Below are 15,670 nucleotides of genomic sequence, written 5' to 3'. Positions count from 1 at the left end.
ACCCGTCAGGCCGGGTGATACACCCACGGCCCGCGGGGGAGCGACGACGGGGAGAAGCGTGCGCGCAGCGTCTCCACGGTGACCGCCTCGCCGGGTTCGGCCAGGCGCAGGGAGACGGCGATGGAGGACAGCGCCCGCGCGGCGACGGCCCCCGGCTCCGCACCGGCGTCCGAGTCTGCGGCGGCGAGGTCGGCGAGGGTCACGGCGCCATCGCGCTTGGCCAGGCGTTTGCCCAGCGGGCCCAGCACCAGCGGCACGTGCGCGTACTCGGGCACCGTGAGCCCCAGCGTCGCGGCGAGGTGGGCCTGGCGCGGGGCCGAACTGAGCAGGTCGTCGCCCCGCACCACCTGGTCGATACCCTGCGCAGCGTCGTCCACCACCACCGCGAGGTTGTAGGCCGGGGTGCCGTCGCCGCGGCGCAGCACAAGATCGTCGACCATCCCCGTGTACTCGCCGTGCAGGACGTCGGTCACCGTGTACTCGGCGACCCCCGACCGCAGCCGCAGTGCGGGGCAGGGGCGTGCCGCGCGGCGCTCCGCCCGCTGCACCGGGGTGAGGTCGCGGCAGGTCCCGGGGTACGCGCCGTCCGGCGCGTGGGGCGCGGACGGGGCATGCAGGATCTCCCTGCGTGTGCAGTAACACTCGTAGACGAGTCCCGCCGCGGCCAGCTTGCCGATGGCCTCGTCGTAACCGACGCGGCGCTGCGATTGGTGTGACACCGGCCCGTCCCAGTCGAGCCCCAGCGCGCGCAGGTCCGCGAGCTGGCGATCCTCGGCGCCCGGACGCACGCGGTCGAGGTCCTCGACCCGCAGCAGGAACCCGCGGCCGGTGGTGCGGGCGAACAGCCACGCCAGCAGTGCGGTGCGCAGGTTCCCCATGTGCAGGTCGCCCGACGGACTGGGGGCGAACCGGCCCGCCGCGGGGCCGTCGTGCGGCGGGGCTGCGCCTTCGGACTGCGGGGCTGCGCCTTCGGACTGCGGGCCGGGCTCGGACTGCGGACGGGGGTGGGAGCGGTGCGGGGGCATCGCCCACGATTGTGCCCCGCGCTGAATACGTCCGTGCGCTGCGGCGCGTCGCACAGGTGATCCGTCCGGTTGTCAATACGGTGTGAACTGCCGGGACGTCCGTCGCCGGCCGCCGGGCCGCTATCCGGCTCGGCGTTCCCGTTCGGACGGCAGGAGGCCGAGTATGGATCCGAGAAAGCTGTTGGCGGAGGCGCTGGGCACCGCGCTTCTGGTGTTCGTCGGTGTCGGAGTGGCGACGTTGTCGTTCGGCTTCGGGCTCACCGGGCAGTCCCCGGCCGCCGGGATCGTAGCCACCGCACTGGCGTTCGGCCTGATCATGCTGATCATGGCGTACGCGATCGGTCCGATCTCGGGCGCGCACATCAATCCGGCGGTGACCCTCGGCTTCGTCGTATCCGGAAGGATGCGGATCACCGAGGCTGTCGCCTATTGGGTGGCGCAGATCGCCGGCGGCATCATCGGCGCGGGCGTGCTGCGCGGGATCTTCGCCACCACGGACTTTTACAGCACCGACAAAGTGGGCCTGGGAACCAACGGGTGGGGCGAGGGCGTCTCGTTCATCGGAGTCGACTGGGTCGGTGCGTTCTTCATCGAGATCGTGTTGACGTTCATCTTCGTCTCGGTGGTCCTCGCCGTGACGACGAAGGTCGGTTCCACGGCGGCTTCGGGCGCGGCGATCGGGTTGGCGCTGGCGACGGTGCACCTGGTCGGCGTCGCGGTCACCGGCACCTCGGTGAACCCGGCCCGCAGCATCGGCCCGGCGATCTTCGTCGGCGGGGACGCGCTGAACCAGCTGTGGCTGTTCATCGTCGCACCGCTGATCGGTGGAGCGCTCGCGGCCGTCGTGGTTTGGTTCCTCTACTCGAGCAAGCCGCTCGACGTCGGAGAGGACCTCATCGAGCAGGACGTGGTCGAGGGGCCCGCTGGGGGTGGTGCGTAGCGCGGATCGGACGGGCAGGGCGCCGGGGTGGACATGTCGCCCCGGCGCCCTGCCCGTCCGTGTTCGTCCGCGTGTGCGGGTCGGTGTCAGTCGCGTCGGTGTCAGTCGCGCAGTGCGCTGAGGTCGGTGCGCAGCAGCATCACGTTGTAGTCGGACCACGTGGTGCCGGTGAAGTACAGGTACCTGCTGTCCGAGTCGCTCGACTCCGGATGCATGAACGCGCCGTAGAAGGCCGGTACCTGGAGAGGGCTGATGAGCGTGGTCGTGCCGCTCCACGGCCCGGTGAGGCTGTCCGCGGTGCGCACGACGAGGCCCTTGACCGGGTGGGTGTACATGGCGATGTACTTGCCCAGGTAGGTGTTGTAGGCGACGGAGAGTTCGCTCACCTTGCCGTCGATCACCACCGCGGCCTGCTCGGGCGTGGCGGCCCAGCCGGCGCCGTCCCAGTAGGTGTAGGCGGCGGCGTTTTCGATGTCCTTCTGCTGCACGCGAGACAGGCGCGCCGAGCCGCTGCGCCCGGACGGCGTGCCGAAGAAGTACACGTAGCTGTCCGGGTCGCCCACGTCGGCGTCGTGCGTGCGGACGAAGGCGCCCATCTGGAAGTTCGCATTGCCGCCGGCGTTCAGCCGCACGGACGACATCGCGGCCGTGGCGGTCCTCAACGCCTTGGCCCCGGTGCCGGGAGCGGCGGCGTCGCCGAGCATGTCCGGGACGGACCCGAAGGTGGGCGTGACCCAGTTCTCCCCGTTGTCGTCCGAGTAGGCCAGGGCCGAATAGTTGGTGGTCCACTCGCCGGGTGCGCCCCAGCTCTTGACCGACATGAACTCGACGTACTGGCGGAATCCCCCGGCGGCGCCGGCGTGCGGCACGGCGATGCCCGCGGTGGGGATCACGGTGTGCTCGACGCCGGGCACTTTGAGGCTCGGCAGGATCTCCTTGGCCTGGCCGGGGGAGGCCATCGCCGCGCTGTCGATGCTCATCCCGTCGGAGAGGTCGTCGTCGTCGCTGCGCAGCAGCACGTTGGAGCGCCAATGCCCCACGAGCCCGTTGCAGACGGGGTCGTCGTTGGCGCCGGTGGTGTCGCCGAAGGCGAGCAGCGTCTGCCCGCTGCCGTTGTCCCACATGATGCCCAGGTCGGTGCCGATCACGTTGAACCGGGGCACGGTGCTGTTGGTGCCGGACGGCCCGGTGATGTGCGCGACGGCCTCGGTGATGCCGTTCACCTGCGGCAGCATCCCGTCCTGTCCGTTGAGCCAGGGCACCGAGTGCATGGGGCCGCCCGAGGAGCCGACGCTGCCGCTGCCAGTCACCCCGGTGCTGCCGAGCGCGCAGCCGAGCGAGCCGCCGCCGAAGCTGTCGCTCAGACCGGTGCTGGCCAGGCTGGACAGGCTGCCGCCGCCCTCGAGCGGGGCGGTGAGTGCGCCGAGCGCGCTGCTGCCCGCGGTGCTGAGGCTTCCTGCGCTGCCGAGGCTCTGGGTGCCGTTCTCGCCGAGCGGCGTGCCGTCGAGGCTCGATTGGTCGGTGATACTGCCCATGGAGCCGTTGTCCACGGGGGCGGCGCCGGCGGGCGCCGCCGACAGCGCTGCGCAGGTTCCGAGGGCGACGGCCCCGGCGAGCAGTGTGGCCGGTCGGCGGACAGTGCGGCGGGGTGCGTACGGATGATCCGGCATGAAAGCCCTTCTTCTTCGACGGTATGTCGGCGGCAGTAATCCTATGCAACGGAACTCGCCGTCCCGGAACCGTCAGGATCGCATGCGCCCTGCCTGTGCAGGGCCGCGAACGCGAAAACGCCCGCGGACCGTGTGCACGGTCCGCGGGCGTCGTTCATCGGCGGAGGATAGGGGATTCGAACCCCTGAGGGCGTTAACCCAACCCGCGTTCCAGGCGAGCGCCATAGGCCACTAGGCGAATCCTCCGCGAGAAGCATAACCGGTGGGCCGCCGCGAATGCACATCGCCCCGCGGTGGCCGCGCGCCAGTGTTTCCACCTGCGGCTATCGCGTAGAAGGGGGTGCGGGTGTTCGCGCGCGCACGGGCCCGTTAGACTGTCCTCGGACCCCGCGCGGCGTCCATCCTGTGAACTCCCCCAGGGCCGGAAGGCAGCAAGGGTCAACGGGCTCTGGCGGGTGCGCGGGGTCCTTCACTTTGTATGCTTCTGCCCCCTTAAGTCCGGGTGCTGACGGCACTCGCCTCGCGGTACGCATGTGTGTCTGGCCCCGGGAAAGGCTCCCCATGTGGATCGATTCACTCGGTCGTGACGAACTCGTCGTCGAGCATCAGCGCCAGAGCGCGAACTACGAGGCCCTCGTGGACGCCGAGCTCGCGCTGAACCTCACGCGGGGCAAGCCGTCGCCGGAGCAGCTGGACTTGGCCAACGGTCTGCTTGCGCTGCCTGGTGAAGAGGACTATTCGGATCCGGACGGGACGGACTGCCGCAACTATGGCGGAGTCGAGGGGTTGCCTGCGCTGCGCGCGATCTTCGGCGAGCTGCTGCACGTGCCCACCGCGAACATCATCGCCGGGGGTAACGCCAGCCTGGAGATCATGCACGATCTCATCGTGTTCTCCCTGCTCAAGGGCGCGCACGATGCGCCGCGCCCGTGGTCGCAGGAGCCGGGTGTGAAGTTCCTGTGCCCCAGCCCGGGGTATGACAGGCACTTCGCCATCTGCGAGCAGTACGGAATCGAGATGATCCCGGTTCCCATGCTCGAGGACGGCCCCGACATGCACCGCGTCGCCGGGCTGGTCGCCTCGGACCCGTCGATCCGCGGCATGTGGGCCATCCCCAACTACTCCAACCCCACCGGCGCCGTCTATTCCGAGGACGTGGTGCGCGAGCTCGTGTCGATGCCCGCCGCTGCGCCGGATTTCCGACTGTTCTGGGACAACGCCTACGCGGTGCATTCTCTGGTGGGCGAGCCCGCGCCGGTGCTCGACGTGCTCGGCATGGCCGCCGAGGCCGGCAACCCCGACCGCCCCTACGTGTTCGCATCCACCTCGAAGATCACCTTCGCCGGCGCGGGTGTCGGGTTCTTCGCCTCGTCCGCCGCCAACCTGGAGTGGTATCTGGGGCTGGTGGGCAAGAAGACGATCGGGCCGGACAAGGTCAATCAGCTGCGGCACCTGAAGTTCTTCGGCGACGCCGACGGCGTGCGGACGCACATGGAGCGGCACCGGGAGCTGCTCGCGCCCAAGTTCCGTGCCGTGATCGAGATCCTTGAGGACCGGCTGGGCGCCAACAAGGCGGCATCCTGGACGACGCCGGAGGGCGGCTACTTCATCAGCGTGGACGTCGCGGAAGGCACCGCTCGGCGCGTCATCGACCTGGCCGCGGGGGCGGGGATTGCGCTTACGGCGGCGGGATCCGCCTTCCCGTACAAGAACGACCCCACCGACAGCAACATCCGCCTGGCACCCAGCTACCCGTCGCTCGGCGAACTGCGGACCGCGATGGACGGCGTGGCCACCTGCATCGTGCTGGCCGCAGTGGAGAAGGCGCTGGCCCGGCACGACAAGAGCTGACGGCCTCGGCGCGGTTCGGCGCGCCGGCCGTCACGCGCCGAACTGATCGACGCGCAGGAGCATCGAGCGGGCCGAGAGGAAATCCGCGAGCGTCGTCCTGTGCACGTCGCAGGCGGCCCAGATCTTCTCGCGGTCCGGGGTGTGGATCCGAGGGTTGTTCCAGACCACCGCCCACCGCGCGGCCTCCCGGCAGCCGCGGGCGGAACAGAGGGGCTCTTGCTCGGAATCGGAGAGGTGTGCCACGGGTTCCAGTCTGGGCCCTCGGGTGCGCGAGATGCGACATATGACCGGTTCGGTTCGGGATCCCGGCCGGTGGAACTCCGGGCGGGCCGGTAATCTTGTCCGGTAAGGCGATCACCCTGGGACGGCCGTGCGGTGTGCGGGGGCACCGCGCGTAACCGGGGTGGGTGCTGCGTGCGGAAGCAAGTGCGGGCGCCGCCGAGTGCAGTGCGCTGCGCACAGTGGGCGGACCGCGGGCGAGGAGTGAAGATGCGGGCGTCCCGGCGGATGTTTTTCGGGCTCGTGTGCGCGCTGTTGGCGGTGGCGACGCTGGCGGGATGCACGATCGGCGGAGCGGGCGGTGGCGGAGCCGCCGGCGCCACAGAGGCGCCGCCGCCGACCAGTGACGCGCGGATCACGGTGAACCCGGGACCGGACACCCCTGTCAACCCCACCGACCCGGTCGTGGTGAAGGTGGAGCAGGGCTCGCTCACCGACGTCGTCATGACCAACCCGGAGGGCGAGAAGGTCGAGGGGGTGATGACCCCGGACAAGATCTCGTGGAAGACCACCGAGCCGCTGGGCTACGCGAAGAAGTACACGATCCAGGCGACTGCGGTGGACGCGAAGGGCCTGTCGACCGACGTCACCAAGACCGTCACGACCCTCACTCCCAGCAACAAGACCAAGCTGTACTTCGAGACGACGGGCGGCGGGGCGATGCAGGACGGCGCCACGTACGGCGTCGGGATGGTGATCGTCGCCCACTTCGACGAACCCATCGAGGACAAGGCCGCCGCGCAGAAGACGCTGACCGTGACGACGAGCCCGCATGTGGACGGCGAGTGGAACTGGGTGAGCGATTCCGCCGCGCACTGGCGTCCCAAGGACTTCTACGCGCCCGGCACCAAGGTGACGGTGGACGCCAAGCTGTACGGCGTCGACGTGGGCGGCGGGATGTACGGCCAGGAGGACGAGTCGATCTCGTTCACCATCGGCGACGCCCACATCTCGGTGGCGGACGACAACACCAAGGTGGTCACTGTCAAGAACAACGGTCAGGTGGTCCGCACCATGCCGACGTCGATGGGCATGGGCGGCACACAGACCGTCAACGGCCAGACGTTGTCATTCTGGACCCAGCCGGGTACCTACACCGTGCTGGGCAAGGCGAATCCTGTGGTGATGGACTCGTCGACCTACGGCCTGCCGATCAACTCGCGCCTGGGCTACAAGGAATCGATCAACTGGGCCACCCGGATCTCCAATGACGGGATCTACCTGCACGCCCTCGCCTCCACCATGTGGGCGCAGGGCAACACGGACACCAGCCACGGCTGCTTGAACCTCTCGCCGTCCAACGCGGAATGGTTCTACAACTTCTCCCGCATCGGCGACGTGGTCAAGGTCATCAACACCGGCGGGTCGCCGCTGCAGCTGTGGCAGAACGGCGACTGGTCCGTGCCGTGGGACACCTGGGTGGCCGGCAGCGCGGTCTGAGCCGCGCGGTGGTCACCTGGGCTCACGCGTCGTTGGCGCAGCGGAATCCCAGGTTGGCCGAGGCCGAGTCCGGTGTGTTCGACGAGCGCGCCGCCACCCGGTAGCGGTTGCAGTAGGAGTCGTGGCACAGGAACGAACCGCCGCGCATCACCCGCGCGCCGGTGGCCTCGAGCGGGCCCCGCGGATCGTGCCGGGGCGCATACGCATAATAGCCGGGGTCGAAGTGGTCCGCGCACCATTCCCACACGTTGCCGGCGGTCCCCCAGAGCCCGTATCCGTTGGGACGGTAGGACTTGACCGGGGCGGTGGTCAGGTGTCCGTCGTCGCACGTGTTGACGTCCGGGAACCGGCCCTGCCAGATGTTGCAGCGCCACTCGCCCCGCGGCGTGAGCTCGTCGCCCCAGGCGTACCGGCGCCCGGTGAGCCCGCCGCGCGCGGCGTACTCCCACTCCGCCTCGGTGGGCAGCCGTTTGCCGGCCCACGCCGCATACGCTGCGGCGTCGTTCCACGACACGTGTACCACCGGATGGTTCGAACGCTCGCCGACGGATGACCGCGGGCCTTCGGGATGCCGCCAGTCGGCACCCCGCACGGCGACCCACCAGTAGGTGGTGTCGAGCCGGTGCAGGATGTCCTCCGGGCCGGCCTCGACGGCGAGGTGGAACACCGCGGACACCCCGAAGCGCTCGGACTCGGTGACGTATCCGGTGGCGCGGACGAACCTGGCGAAGGCTCTGTTGGTGACGGCCGTCTCGTCGATGTGGAACGGTGCGAGCTCCACGGCGTGCACGGGGGTCTCGCCGTCGTCGGGGTATCCCTCGTCGAAGTGGTCGCCCATCGTGAACACGCCGCCGGTCAGCGGCACCTGCCCCTTCGTGCTCCGCGGGTTGCGGGTGACGCCGCCGGCGGGTCCGCAGGGGGCGGGTCCGCCGGGCACGGTGGCGGACCCGGCTTGTGCGCGCGCCGCGCAGCAAGGGCGCGGTGTTGCGGCCGCGGGGGTCGGGTCGGTCATGGATTCGCCACCTTCTCCGGAGCTGTCAGTGCGGCGAGCAGGTCCGCGATACGGTGCTCGAACTCGCCGCGGCGGTCCTCCTCCACGTCGAAGGCGGAGAGCATCTCGCGGCTGAACACCGACCAGCCGTAGATGACGGTGAGGGCGATCATCAGCCGGGCGTCCCGGTCCGGATCAGTGTCCGGTGCCCCGCGCACTTCGGCGATGGTGCGGTGCGGGGCGGATGCGAGCGGCGACGCGCCGTCGGGGCCGCGCTCGAGGGCCATCCACGCGATCATCCGGACGAAGTCCGTCTGCGTGGTGGAGTCGAGGAACATCGACCGCACGGCCCCGTTGGCGGCGACGTGCCGCGTGCTCGATTCCAGCGTGTCCTCGATGACTTCGCTGATCAGCTGTTCCTTGCGGCCGAAGTGCCGGTGGATAAGTCCGGCGTTGACCCCGGCGGTCGCGGCGATGTCGCGCAGTGCGGCGCGGGGCCCCTCCCGGGCGAAGTGGTGTCGCGCCGCGCGGAGGATCGACCGGCGTACCGCGTCACGGCCGGTGGGGCGTTCCGGCTCTGGTCTCGATTGCACGCCTCCGACTGTAGTCGACCGGCTACAGTGGTTGTGCTCGCGCTTGTAGCCGTCTGACTACAGTGCAGTGCCCCGCAGTCTCTACACTCCTTCCACGACACGAAAGCGAGCCGCCGTGGTCAACCGGTACTCCATCCCGATCGAAACACCAGAATCGGCGACCCCCGCCGCCGTCGACTACCGCAGCCAGAATCCGCCCTTCCGGCGCCCCGACCCGATCCGCCCGCCGGCGGGTGCCCCGAATGTGCTGCTGGTGATGATCGACGACGTCGGCTTCGGCGCAGCGTCCGCCTTCGGCGGCCCCTGTCGGACCCCCGCTGCCGAGCGGCTGGCCGAGGGCGGGCTCACATACACCCGGTTCCACACGACCGCGCTGTGTTCGCCCACCCGCGCGGCGACGCTGACGGGGCGCAACCACCACAGCGTCGGCTTCGGCGTCATCGCGGAGATGGCGGGTCAGGCCCCCGGATACAACGGGACGCGGCCCGCGTCCGCGGCCACCGTGGCCCGCGTGCTGCAGGGCAACGGGTATGCCACAGGCGCGTTCGGCAAGATGCACCAGACGCCGCCGTGGGAGATCAGCCCGGCAGGCCCCTTCGACCGCTGGCCGCTGCGGGAAGGGTTCGAGAAGTTCTACGGGTTCCTCGGGGCGGAATCGGACCAGTTCGAGCCGGTGCTCTACGACGGTTTCCGCACCGTGGACCCGCCGGCCACGCCGGAGGAGGGCTACCACCTGTCCGAGGACCTGGTCGACCGTGCGATCGAGTGGATCGACTCGGTGGAGACGATGGACCCGGACAAGCAGTGGATGTGCTATCTGCCCTTCGGCGCGTGCCACGCCCCGTTACAGGTGCCCGACGAATACCTGGACAAGTACCGTGGCGCATTCGATCACGGCTGGGACCGTCAGCGGGAGATCACCCTCGCCCGGCAGAAGGAGTTGGGCGTTGTGCCGGAGGACACGGTGCTGGCGCCGTGGGCCCCGGGCCTGCCGCACTGGGACGAGCTGGACGACGACCAGCGCACCGTCGCGGCGCGGTTCATGGAGGTCTACGCAGCGTTCCTGGAGCACACCGACGACCAGGTGGGCCGCATGGTGGATGCGCTGCGCGAGCGCGGCGACCTCGACAACACGCTGGTCATCTACATGATCGGCGACAACGGCGCCTCCGCGGAGGGCGGCATGGAGGGGGCGTTCAATTACCTGGCGAACCTCAACGGCTACCGCAGCGGCACACAGGAGTCGCTCGAGCGGATCGACGAGATCGGCCGCCCGTCGAGCTATGCGCACTTCCCCTCGTCGTGGGCGCTGGCGCTGGACACGCCCTACCAGTGGGCAAAGCAGGTGGCCTCCCACTACGGGGGCACCCGTAACGGGCTGATCGTGCATTGGCCCCAGGGGATCGCCGAGCCCGGGCTACGGCACCAATGGCACCACTGCGTCGACATCACCCCGACGATCCTCGAGGCCGCGGGCATCCCGGCGCCGCAGAGCGTGGACGGGGTACGGCAGAAGCCTATGGAGGGCACGGCGATGAACTATTCGTTCAACGCGCCCGACGCCGAGGACCGGCATGTCACCCAGTACTTCGAGATCTTCGGCAACCGGGGCATCTACGACCACGGCTGGACCGCGGTGACCGCGCACCGTGCACCGTGGCTGATGGCCACGCCGGTCAAGGACCTGCCCTCCATGGACGAGGACCGGTGGGAGCTGTACGACACCACCGTCGACTGGTCGCAGGCCCGGGACCTGTCGGCGGAGCATCCCGGCAAGCTCGCCGAACTGCAGGGCAAGTTCCTCGCCGAGGCGGCGCGCCACCAGGTGCTGCCGCTCGACGACCGCACCGTGGGCCGCTACCCGGACCCGGCGTCCGGCCCGCCGCATCCGTTGCGCGGCCGCACAGCGATCACCCTGTACCCGCACATGGACGGGCTGGTGGAGAAGGCGGCACCGAACTTCTTCAACCGTTCCTTCACACTCACCGCGGCCCTGGCGCCGGGCTTCGAGGGCGGCGCCGGCGCGCAGGGGCTGCTGGCGAGCATCGGCGGCCGGTTCGCCGGATTCGCCTTCTACGTGCTCGAGGGTCGGCCGGTGTTCTGCTACAACTTCGTCGGCCGGGAACTCACCCACATCCGGGGTGACGACGTGTTGCCTGCGGGCGCGCGGACAGTGTCCGCCGACTTCGTCTATGACGGGGCCGGATTCGGCAAGGGGGGAGAGCTGACGCTATCCGTCGACGGAGCGGCCGTCGCATCGGGCCGGATCGCACGGACGGTGCGCGCCATGTTCAGCATGAACGAGCAGTTCGACGTGGGGCGCAACCGCGGCAGCGCGGTGAGCCCCGAGTACGCGGGCCGCGGGCCGTTCGCCTTCGGCCCGGCGCTGCGGCACGTGCACGTGGAGCTGCCGCAGGCGCGCGACATCTCACCGACCGAGAAAGCGCGGATCGCGATGGCCACCCACTGACCGGATAGCCGGGACAGTTCGGAGATGTCGACGCCCGATCAGGCAGGCGAGAGCGGGCACAGATGGGAACACTCGACGGGCGCGCCGCCATCGTCGCCGGCGGCGCGATCGGCATCGGCCGGGGCATCGCGCACACATTCGCCCGCGCACGCGCTGCGCACCGATGTCAGCAGCACCGATGTCAGCAGCACGGACGACGTGCACGCGATGGTGGACGTCGTTGTGGAAAGGTTCGGTCGTCTCGACATCCTGGTCAACAACGCGTGGAGGCCAAGCGGATACGCGCGGCTCGAGAACATCACCGACGAACAGATACGCGGCGGTTTTCGAGATGGCGGCCAGCATGGATTCGGCGAACCCGACGGGGAGGATCGGCGGTCGACGACATCGGGCCGGCGACGGAGTTCCTGGCCGGCGACGGTGCCCGCTACGTCACGGGCAATACGATCCACGCCGACGGCGGCGGGCACCCCAAAGGTGTCCAGCGGGCGACTGAAAGCGGCGACACGCGAAGGGCGGATGCTCCGTAAGGAGAGCACCCGCCCTTCGCGTCGCCGGGACCGTTGTCAGCGCAGAGTCACTGCTGGATCCAGGTGTTGCCCAACAGCATGATGCCGTCGTTGCTGGGCATCGCGCCGTAGACGTTCGGCTTCCAGGCGACGAAGTTCGAGCCCCAGCCGAGGTTCAGATACGGCACGTCGTTGTGGATCTTCTGCTCGATCGCCTTCAGTGCCGCCTTTTCGGCGTCGTCGGTGGTGGCGTGCTGGGCCGTGTCGAGCAGCTTGTCCATCTCGGGGCTGTTGTAGCCGAGGATGTTGTTGGACGAGTCGCTGCGCAGCGCGGCGTCCAGACGCATGAACGGCACCGCGTCGGAGATGCTGTACGACGAGTAGGTGATGTCGAAATCGTGGTCGACGTAGAGACGTTTGACCATGTCGGTGACCGTGGCGGTGTATTGGACGTCCACGTTGAAGCCCACCGCGTTGAGCATTGCCTGGGTGGAGGTGGCGATCGCCTGCGACACCGGGTTGTTCACTGTGACGTAGGTGATGTTGCCGTCGAATCCGTTCGCCTTGGCGGCGTCGACGAGCTGCTTGGCCTGGGCGGTGTCCTGGGTGAACGCGGGCACGTCGTTGTGCCACTTGGACCACTCGGCGAACACCTTGGTGGTCGGGTGGCCGTCGCCGCCGAAGGCGCGCTGGTTGATCACGTCGGGGTTCATCGCCAGCGCGATGGCCTTGCGGATGTTCGGATCCGCGCCCGGACGGCCTTCGCGGTTGTTGATCTGGAGGACGTCGGCCGCGTTGAGCGGCTCGTAGAAGCCGGGGTATTTCGCCTTGGCAGCGGTCACCCACTCCGGCGAACGCAGGAAGGTCATCTGGACGCCGCCGGAGTCCATCGCCTGGATGCGCGGCTGTCCGCCGGCGATGTCGACGAACTTCAGGGTGTCGAGGTAGGGCTTGCCGTCCCAGTAGTCCTCGCGCGGTGCGAGCTCCAGTGAGCGCGCGGGGGCGAACTCGGTGACGGTGAAGGGTCCGGCGCCGATGGGCTTGAAGTCGTTCGGGTCGGCGTAGGCGGCCGGGGCCAGGATCATGCCGTAGCCGAAGGTGAGCACCGCGGGGAACTCGGACCACGGTGCGTTGAGTGTGACTGTGACCGTCTGCGGGTCGGTGGCCTCGATGCTCTTGACGCCGGCCTTGAACTGCTGGCTGTTGGCGCCGCGGTTCTCGGTGTAGCGGTTCATGCTGTCCACCACGGCCTGGGCGTCGAGCGGGGTGCCGTCGGAGAACGTCACCCCTTCACGCAGGCCGATGGTCCACGTCAGGTGGTCGTCGCTTTCGGTGAGCGACTTCGCCAGTTGCGGCACGTACTGCTGTTTGTCGGCGTCGTAGCGCACGAGCAGGTCGTAGATGTTCGCCATTTCCGTGCCGCCGGTGGAGCCGGCGGGCTGGGTCTTGGTGGGGTCGAGGCTCGACGGCATCGAGTAGCCGGCGAAGCTCAGAGTGCCGCCGCTGACGGGGTCCCCGGCTTCCGGCTGGTCGCCGATGATGCCCGCTTGGGTAGCATCACTCGATCCTCCGCCCGAGCTTCCGCTTTCGCCGCCGGAACCGGAGTCGCCGCCACTGGCGCAGCCCGCCAACAGCGCGGTGCTTGCGAGCATCGCGGCGGCGGCCACTCCTATCCTTCTGGCCCGAAACGTGCGTGCCATGGGTTCCTCCCGATCGCCTGAGTCTTCGACGGACGTGCCGACCGTCTCCGATGTCACAGTCTGTGACGAGGTGCACAGCGATACGTGCCGGGTCCCACTGGCCGGGAACTTTCGGCTGCCGACGCACGCCGGCGTGGCGACCGGGGGATCCCCGACCGCCACGCCGGCGGAAGCGACTGCTGCGACGTCAGCGCAGAGTCACTGCTGGATCCAGGTGTTGCCCAGCAGCGTGATGCCGTCGTTGCTGGGCATCGCGCCGTAGACGTTCGGCTTCCAGGCGACGAAGTTCGAGCCCCAGCCGAGGTTCAGATACGGCACGTCGTTGTGGATCTTCTGCTCGATCGCCTTCAGTGCCGCCTTTTCGGCGTCGTCGGTGGTGGCGTGCTGGGCCGTGTCGAGCAGCTTGTCCATCTCGGGGCTGTTGTAGCCGAGGATGTTGTTGGACGAGTCGCTGCGCAGCGCGGCGTCCAGACGCATGAACGGCACCGCGTCGGAGATGCTGTACGACGAGTAGGTGATGTCGAAATCGTGGTCGACGTAGAGACGTTTGACCATGTCGGTGACCGTGGCGGTGTATTGGACGTCCACGTTGAAGCCCACCGCGTTGAGCATTGCCTGGGTGGAGGTGGCGATCGCCTGCGACACCGGGTTGTTCACTGTGACGTAGGTGATGTTGCCGTCGAATCCGTTCGCCTTGGCGGCGTCGACGAGCTGCTTGGCCTGGGCGGTGTCCTGGGTGAACGCGGGCACGTCGTTGTGCCACTTGGACCACTCGGCGAACACCTTGGTGGTCGGGTGGCCGTCGCCGCCGAAGGCGCGCTGGTTGATCACGTCGGGGTTCATCGCCAGCGCGATGGCCTTGCGGATGTTCGGATCCGCGCCCGGACGGCCTTCGCGGTTGTTGATCTGGAGGACGTCGGCCGCGTTGAGCGGCTCGTAGAAGCCGGGGTATTTCGCCTTGGCAGCGGTCACCCACTCCGGCGAACGCAGGAAGGTCATCTGGACGCCGCCGGAGTCCATCGCCTGGATGCGCGGCTGTCCGCCGGCGATGTCGACGAACTTCAGGGTGTCGAGGTAGGGCTTGCCGTCCCAGTAGTCCTCGCGCGGTGCGAGCTCCAGTGAGCGCGCGGGGGCGAACTCGGTGACGGTGAAGGGTCCGGCGCCGATGGGCTTGAAGTCGTTCGGGTCGGCGTAGGCGGCCGGGGCCAGGATCATGCCGTAGCCGAAGGTGAGCACCGCGGGGAACTCGGACCACGGTGCGTTGAGTGTGACTGTGACCGTCTGCGGGTCGGTGGCCTCGATGCTCTTGACGCCGGCCTTGAACTGCTGGCTGTTGGCGCCGCGGTTCTCGGTGTAGCGGTTCATGCTGTCCACCACGGCCTGGGCGTCGAGCGGGGTGCCGTCGGAGAACGTCACCCCTTCACGCAGGCCGATGGTCCACGTCAGGTGGTCGTCGCTTTCGGTGAGCGACTTCGCCAGTTGCGGCACGTACTGCTGTTTGTCGGCGTCGTAGCGCACGAGCAGGTCGTAGATGTTCGCCATTTCCGTGCCGCCGGTGGAGCCGGCGGGCTGGGTCTTGGTGGGGTCGAGGCTCGACGGCATCGAGAACCCGGCGAAGCTCAGAGTGCCGCCGCTGACGGGGTCCCCGGCTTCCGGCTGGTCGCCGATGATGCCCGCTTGGGTAGCATCACTCGATCCTCCGCCCGAGCTTCCGCTCTCGCCGCCGGAACCGGAGTCGCCGCCACTGGAACAGCCTGCGAGCAGTGCGGCGCTCGCGAACAGTGCGACTGCGCCGGTCCCGAGCCTTCTCCGCCTTGATTGTGCCATCGACTTCCTTTCAGTCAGCCGCTGCGGACATGCATCGACCCCGACCTGCGGTCCCTGCGGCATTGAATTCGATGAAGTGATTTATAGCACAGCGGAGGGGCGTTATGGACTGGATCTCGTCCTGCGGTGGGACGCGAGAGGGGCGTACGAGGAATCCTCGTACGCCCCTCTCGCGGGAACGGGCCGTCCGGGGCCCGAGCCGTCTCAGCCCTGCGGACGGCCGGATGCGCGCGTGGCCCTGCGGCGGCCCTGCGGCTGCCGGGACGGGTTCTGCGTCTGCCGGGACCGGCTCTGGCCCTGGCGGGCGGCGGACTGCTCCCCGCCGCGACCTGAGCCGGCGGCGCCGGACCGAGGGCCGCCGGAACGCCCGCCGCT

The 15,670-nt window shown here is 69.1% G+C and carries 12 protein-coding genes, 1 tRNA gene and 1 other RNA gene; 6 read left to right on the top strand and 8 right to left on the bottom strand.

Translation table 11 applies throughout. The features are described 5' to 3' along the window. Positions 1 to 5: 5 nt before the first annotated feature. Complete coding sequence (gluQRS, locus tag JJ683_RS02265) at positions 6 to 1,025, bottom strand: tRNA glutamyl-Q(34) synthetase GluQRS (RefSeq protein ID WP_200171052.1); 1,020 nt, start codon at positions 1,023 to 1,025, stop codon at positions 6 to 8. A 163-nt stretch (positions 1,026 to 1,188) separates the two neighbouring features. Between gluQRS and JJ683_RS02260 the strand changes: the two genes are divergently transcribed. Further along, a complete protein-coding gene (locus tag JJ683_RS02260; protein ID WP_200171051.1) occupies positions 1,189 to 1,965 on the top strand; it encodes an MIP/aquaporin family protein in 777 nt (258 codons plus the stop codon). 101 nt (positions 1,966 to 2,066) lie between these two features. Here JJ683_RS02260 and JJ683_RS02255 read toward each other — a convergent pair whose 3' ends face one another. After that, positions 2,067 to 3,635: a glycoside hydrolase family 183 protein gene (locus JJ683_RS02255; protein ID WP_242474330.1), complete on the bottom strand. Its 1,569-nt coding sequence runs from the start codon at positions 3,633 to 3,635 to the stop codon at positions 2,067 to 2,069. Between the two features lie 161 nt (positions 3,636 to 3,796). After that, a tRNA-Ser gene (locus JJ683_RS02250) sits at positions 3,797 to 3,881 on the bottom strand. Positions 3,882 to 4,014: 133 nt separating this feature from the next. Between JJ683_RS02250 and ffs the strand changes: the two genes are divergently transcribed. Further along, positions 4,015 to 4,109, top strand: an RNA gene (ffs, locus tag JJ683_RS02245) — signal recognition particle sRNA small type. 87 nt (positions 4,110 to 4,196) lie between these two features. Further along, positions 4,197 to 5,486 carry an aspartate aminotransferase type Ic gene (locus JJ683_RS02240; protein ID WP_200171050.1) on the top strand — a complete coding sequence of 430 codons (1,290 nt, stop codon included), beginning with the start codon at positions 4,197 to 4,199 and terminating at the stop codon, positions 5,484 to 5,486. Between the two features lie 30 nt (positions 5,487 to 5,516). Here the strand turns inward: JJ683_RS02240 and JJ683_RS02235 are convergent, their stop codons facing one another. Beyond that, positions 5,517 to 5,729, bottom strand: a complete 213-nt coding sequence (locus tag JJ683_RS02235; RefSeq protein WP_200171049.1) for a hypothetical protein — start codon at positions 5,727 to 5,729, stop codon at positions 5,517 to 5,519. Between the two features lie 246 nt (positions 5,730 to 5,975). Here JJ683_RS02235 and JJ683_RS02230 point away from each other — a divergent pair, with 246 nt between their 5' ends. Beyond that, positions 5,976 to 7,205, top strand: a complete 1,230-nt coding sequence (locus JJ683_RS02230) for a L,D-transpeptidase (protein ID WP_200171048.1) — start codon at positions 5,976 to 5,978, stop codon at positions 7,203 to 7,205. Positions 7,206 to 7,227: 22 nt separating this feature from the next. Here the strand turns inward: JJ683_RS02230 and JJ683_RS02225 are convergent, their stop codons facing one another. Then, positions 7,228 to 8,217: a formylglycine-generating enzyme family protein gene (locus JJ683_RS02225; RefSeq protein ID WP_200171047.1), complete on the bottom strand. Its 990-nt coding sequence runs from the start codon at positions 8,215 to 8,217 to the stop codon at positions 7,228 to 7,230. Next, on the bottom strand, positions 8,214 to 8,789 hold the full coding sequence (locus JJ683_RS02220) for a TetR/AcrR family transcriptional regulator (protein WP_200171046.1): 576 nt from the start codon (positions 8,787 to 8,789) through the stop codon (positions 8,214 to 8,216). Before JJ683_RS02220 ends, JJ683_RS02225 begins: the two co-directional genes overlap by 4 nt. Before the next feature lie 115 nt (positions 8,790 to 8,904). Here JJ683_RS02220 and JJ683_RS02215 point away from each other — a divergent pair, with 115 nt between their 5' ends. Together JJ683_RS02215 and JJ683_RS02210 are read left to right on the top strand one after the other, a co-directional pair. Beyond that, positions 8,905 to 11,259: an arylsulfatase gene (locus JJ683_RS02215; protein WP_200171045.1), complete on the top strand. Its 2,355-nt coding sequence runs from the start codon at positions 8,905 to 8,907 to the stop codon at positions 11,257 to 11,259. 24 nt (positions 11,260 to 11,283) lie between these two features. Next, complete coding sequence (locus JJ683_RS02210; protein ID WP_486398522.1) at positions 11,284 to 11,871, top strand: SDR family oxidoreductase; 588 nt, start codon at positions 11,284 to 11,286, stop codon at positions 11,869 to 11,871. Here JJ683_RS02210 and JJ683_RS02205 read toward each other — a convergent pair. Both JJ683_RS02205 and JJ683_RS02200 read right to left on the bottom strand, forming a co-directional pair. Beyond that, positions 11,837 to 13,435: an ABC transporter substrate-binding protein gene (locus JJ683_RS02205; protein ID WP_307810633.1), complete on the bottom strand. Its 1,599-nt coding sequence runs from the start codon at positions 13,433 to 13,435 to the stop codon at positions 11,837 to 11,839. The genes JJ683_RS02210 and JJ683_RS02205 overlap by 35 nt on opposite strands. Before the next feature lie 231 nt (positions 13,436 to 13,666). Continuing rightward, on the bottom strand, positions 13,667 to 15,295 hold the full coding sequence (locus JJ683_RS02200; RefSeq protein ID WP_200171043.1) for an ABC transporter substrate-binding protein: 1,629 nt from the start codon (positions 15,293 to 15,295) through the stop codon (positions 13,667 to 13,669). Positions 15,296 to 15,670: the final 375 nt, after the last annotated feature.

This window comes from Tomitella cavernea, from assembly GCF_016599145.1.
GTDB lineage: Bacteria > Actinomycetota > Actinomycetes > Mycobacteriales > Mycobacteriaceae > Tomitella > Tomitella cavernae.
The sequence above is the reverse complement of the archived record's forward strand: the minus strand, read 5'-3'. Positions and strand labels throughout refer to the sequence as shown.

Coding starts and splice junctions, on each gene's coding strand:
- JJ683_RS02200 (WP_200171043.1), bottom strand. CDS start 15,295: ATGGCACAATCAAGGCGGAGAAGGCTCGGGACCGGCGCAGTCGCACTG.
- JJ683_RS02240 (WP_200171050.1), top strand. CDS start 4,197: ATGTGGATCGATTCACTCGGTCGTGACGAACTCGTCGTCGAGCATCAG.
- gluQRS (WP_200171052.1), bottom strand. CDS start 1,025: ATGCCCCCGCACCGCTCCCACCCCCGTCCGCAGTCCGAGCCCGGCCCG.
- JJ683_RS02210 (WP_486398522.1), top strand. CDS start 11,284: ATGTCGACGCCCGATCAGGCAGGCGAGAGCGGGCACAGATGGGAACAC.
- JJ683_RS02225 (WP_200171047.1), bottom strand. CDS start 8,217: ATGACCGACCCGACCCCCGCGGCCGCAACACCGCGCCCTTGCTGCGCG.
- JJ683_RS02255 (WP_242474330.1), bottom strand. CDS start 3,635: ATGCCGGATCATCCGTACGCACCCCGCCGCACTGTCCGCCGACCGGCC.
- JJ683_RS02230 (WP_200171048.1), top strand. CDS start 5,976: ATGCGGGCGTCCCGGCGGATGTTTTTCGGGCTCGTGTGCGCGCTGTTG.
- JJ683_RS02260 (WP_200171051.1), top strand. CDS start 1,189: ATGGATCCGAGAAAGCTGTTGGCGGAGGCGCTGGGCACCGCGCTTCTG.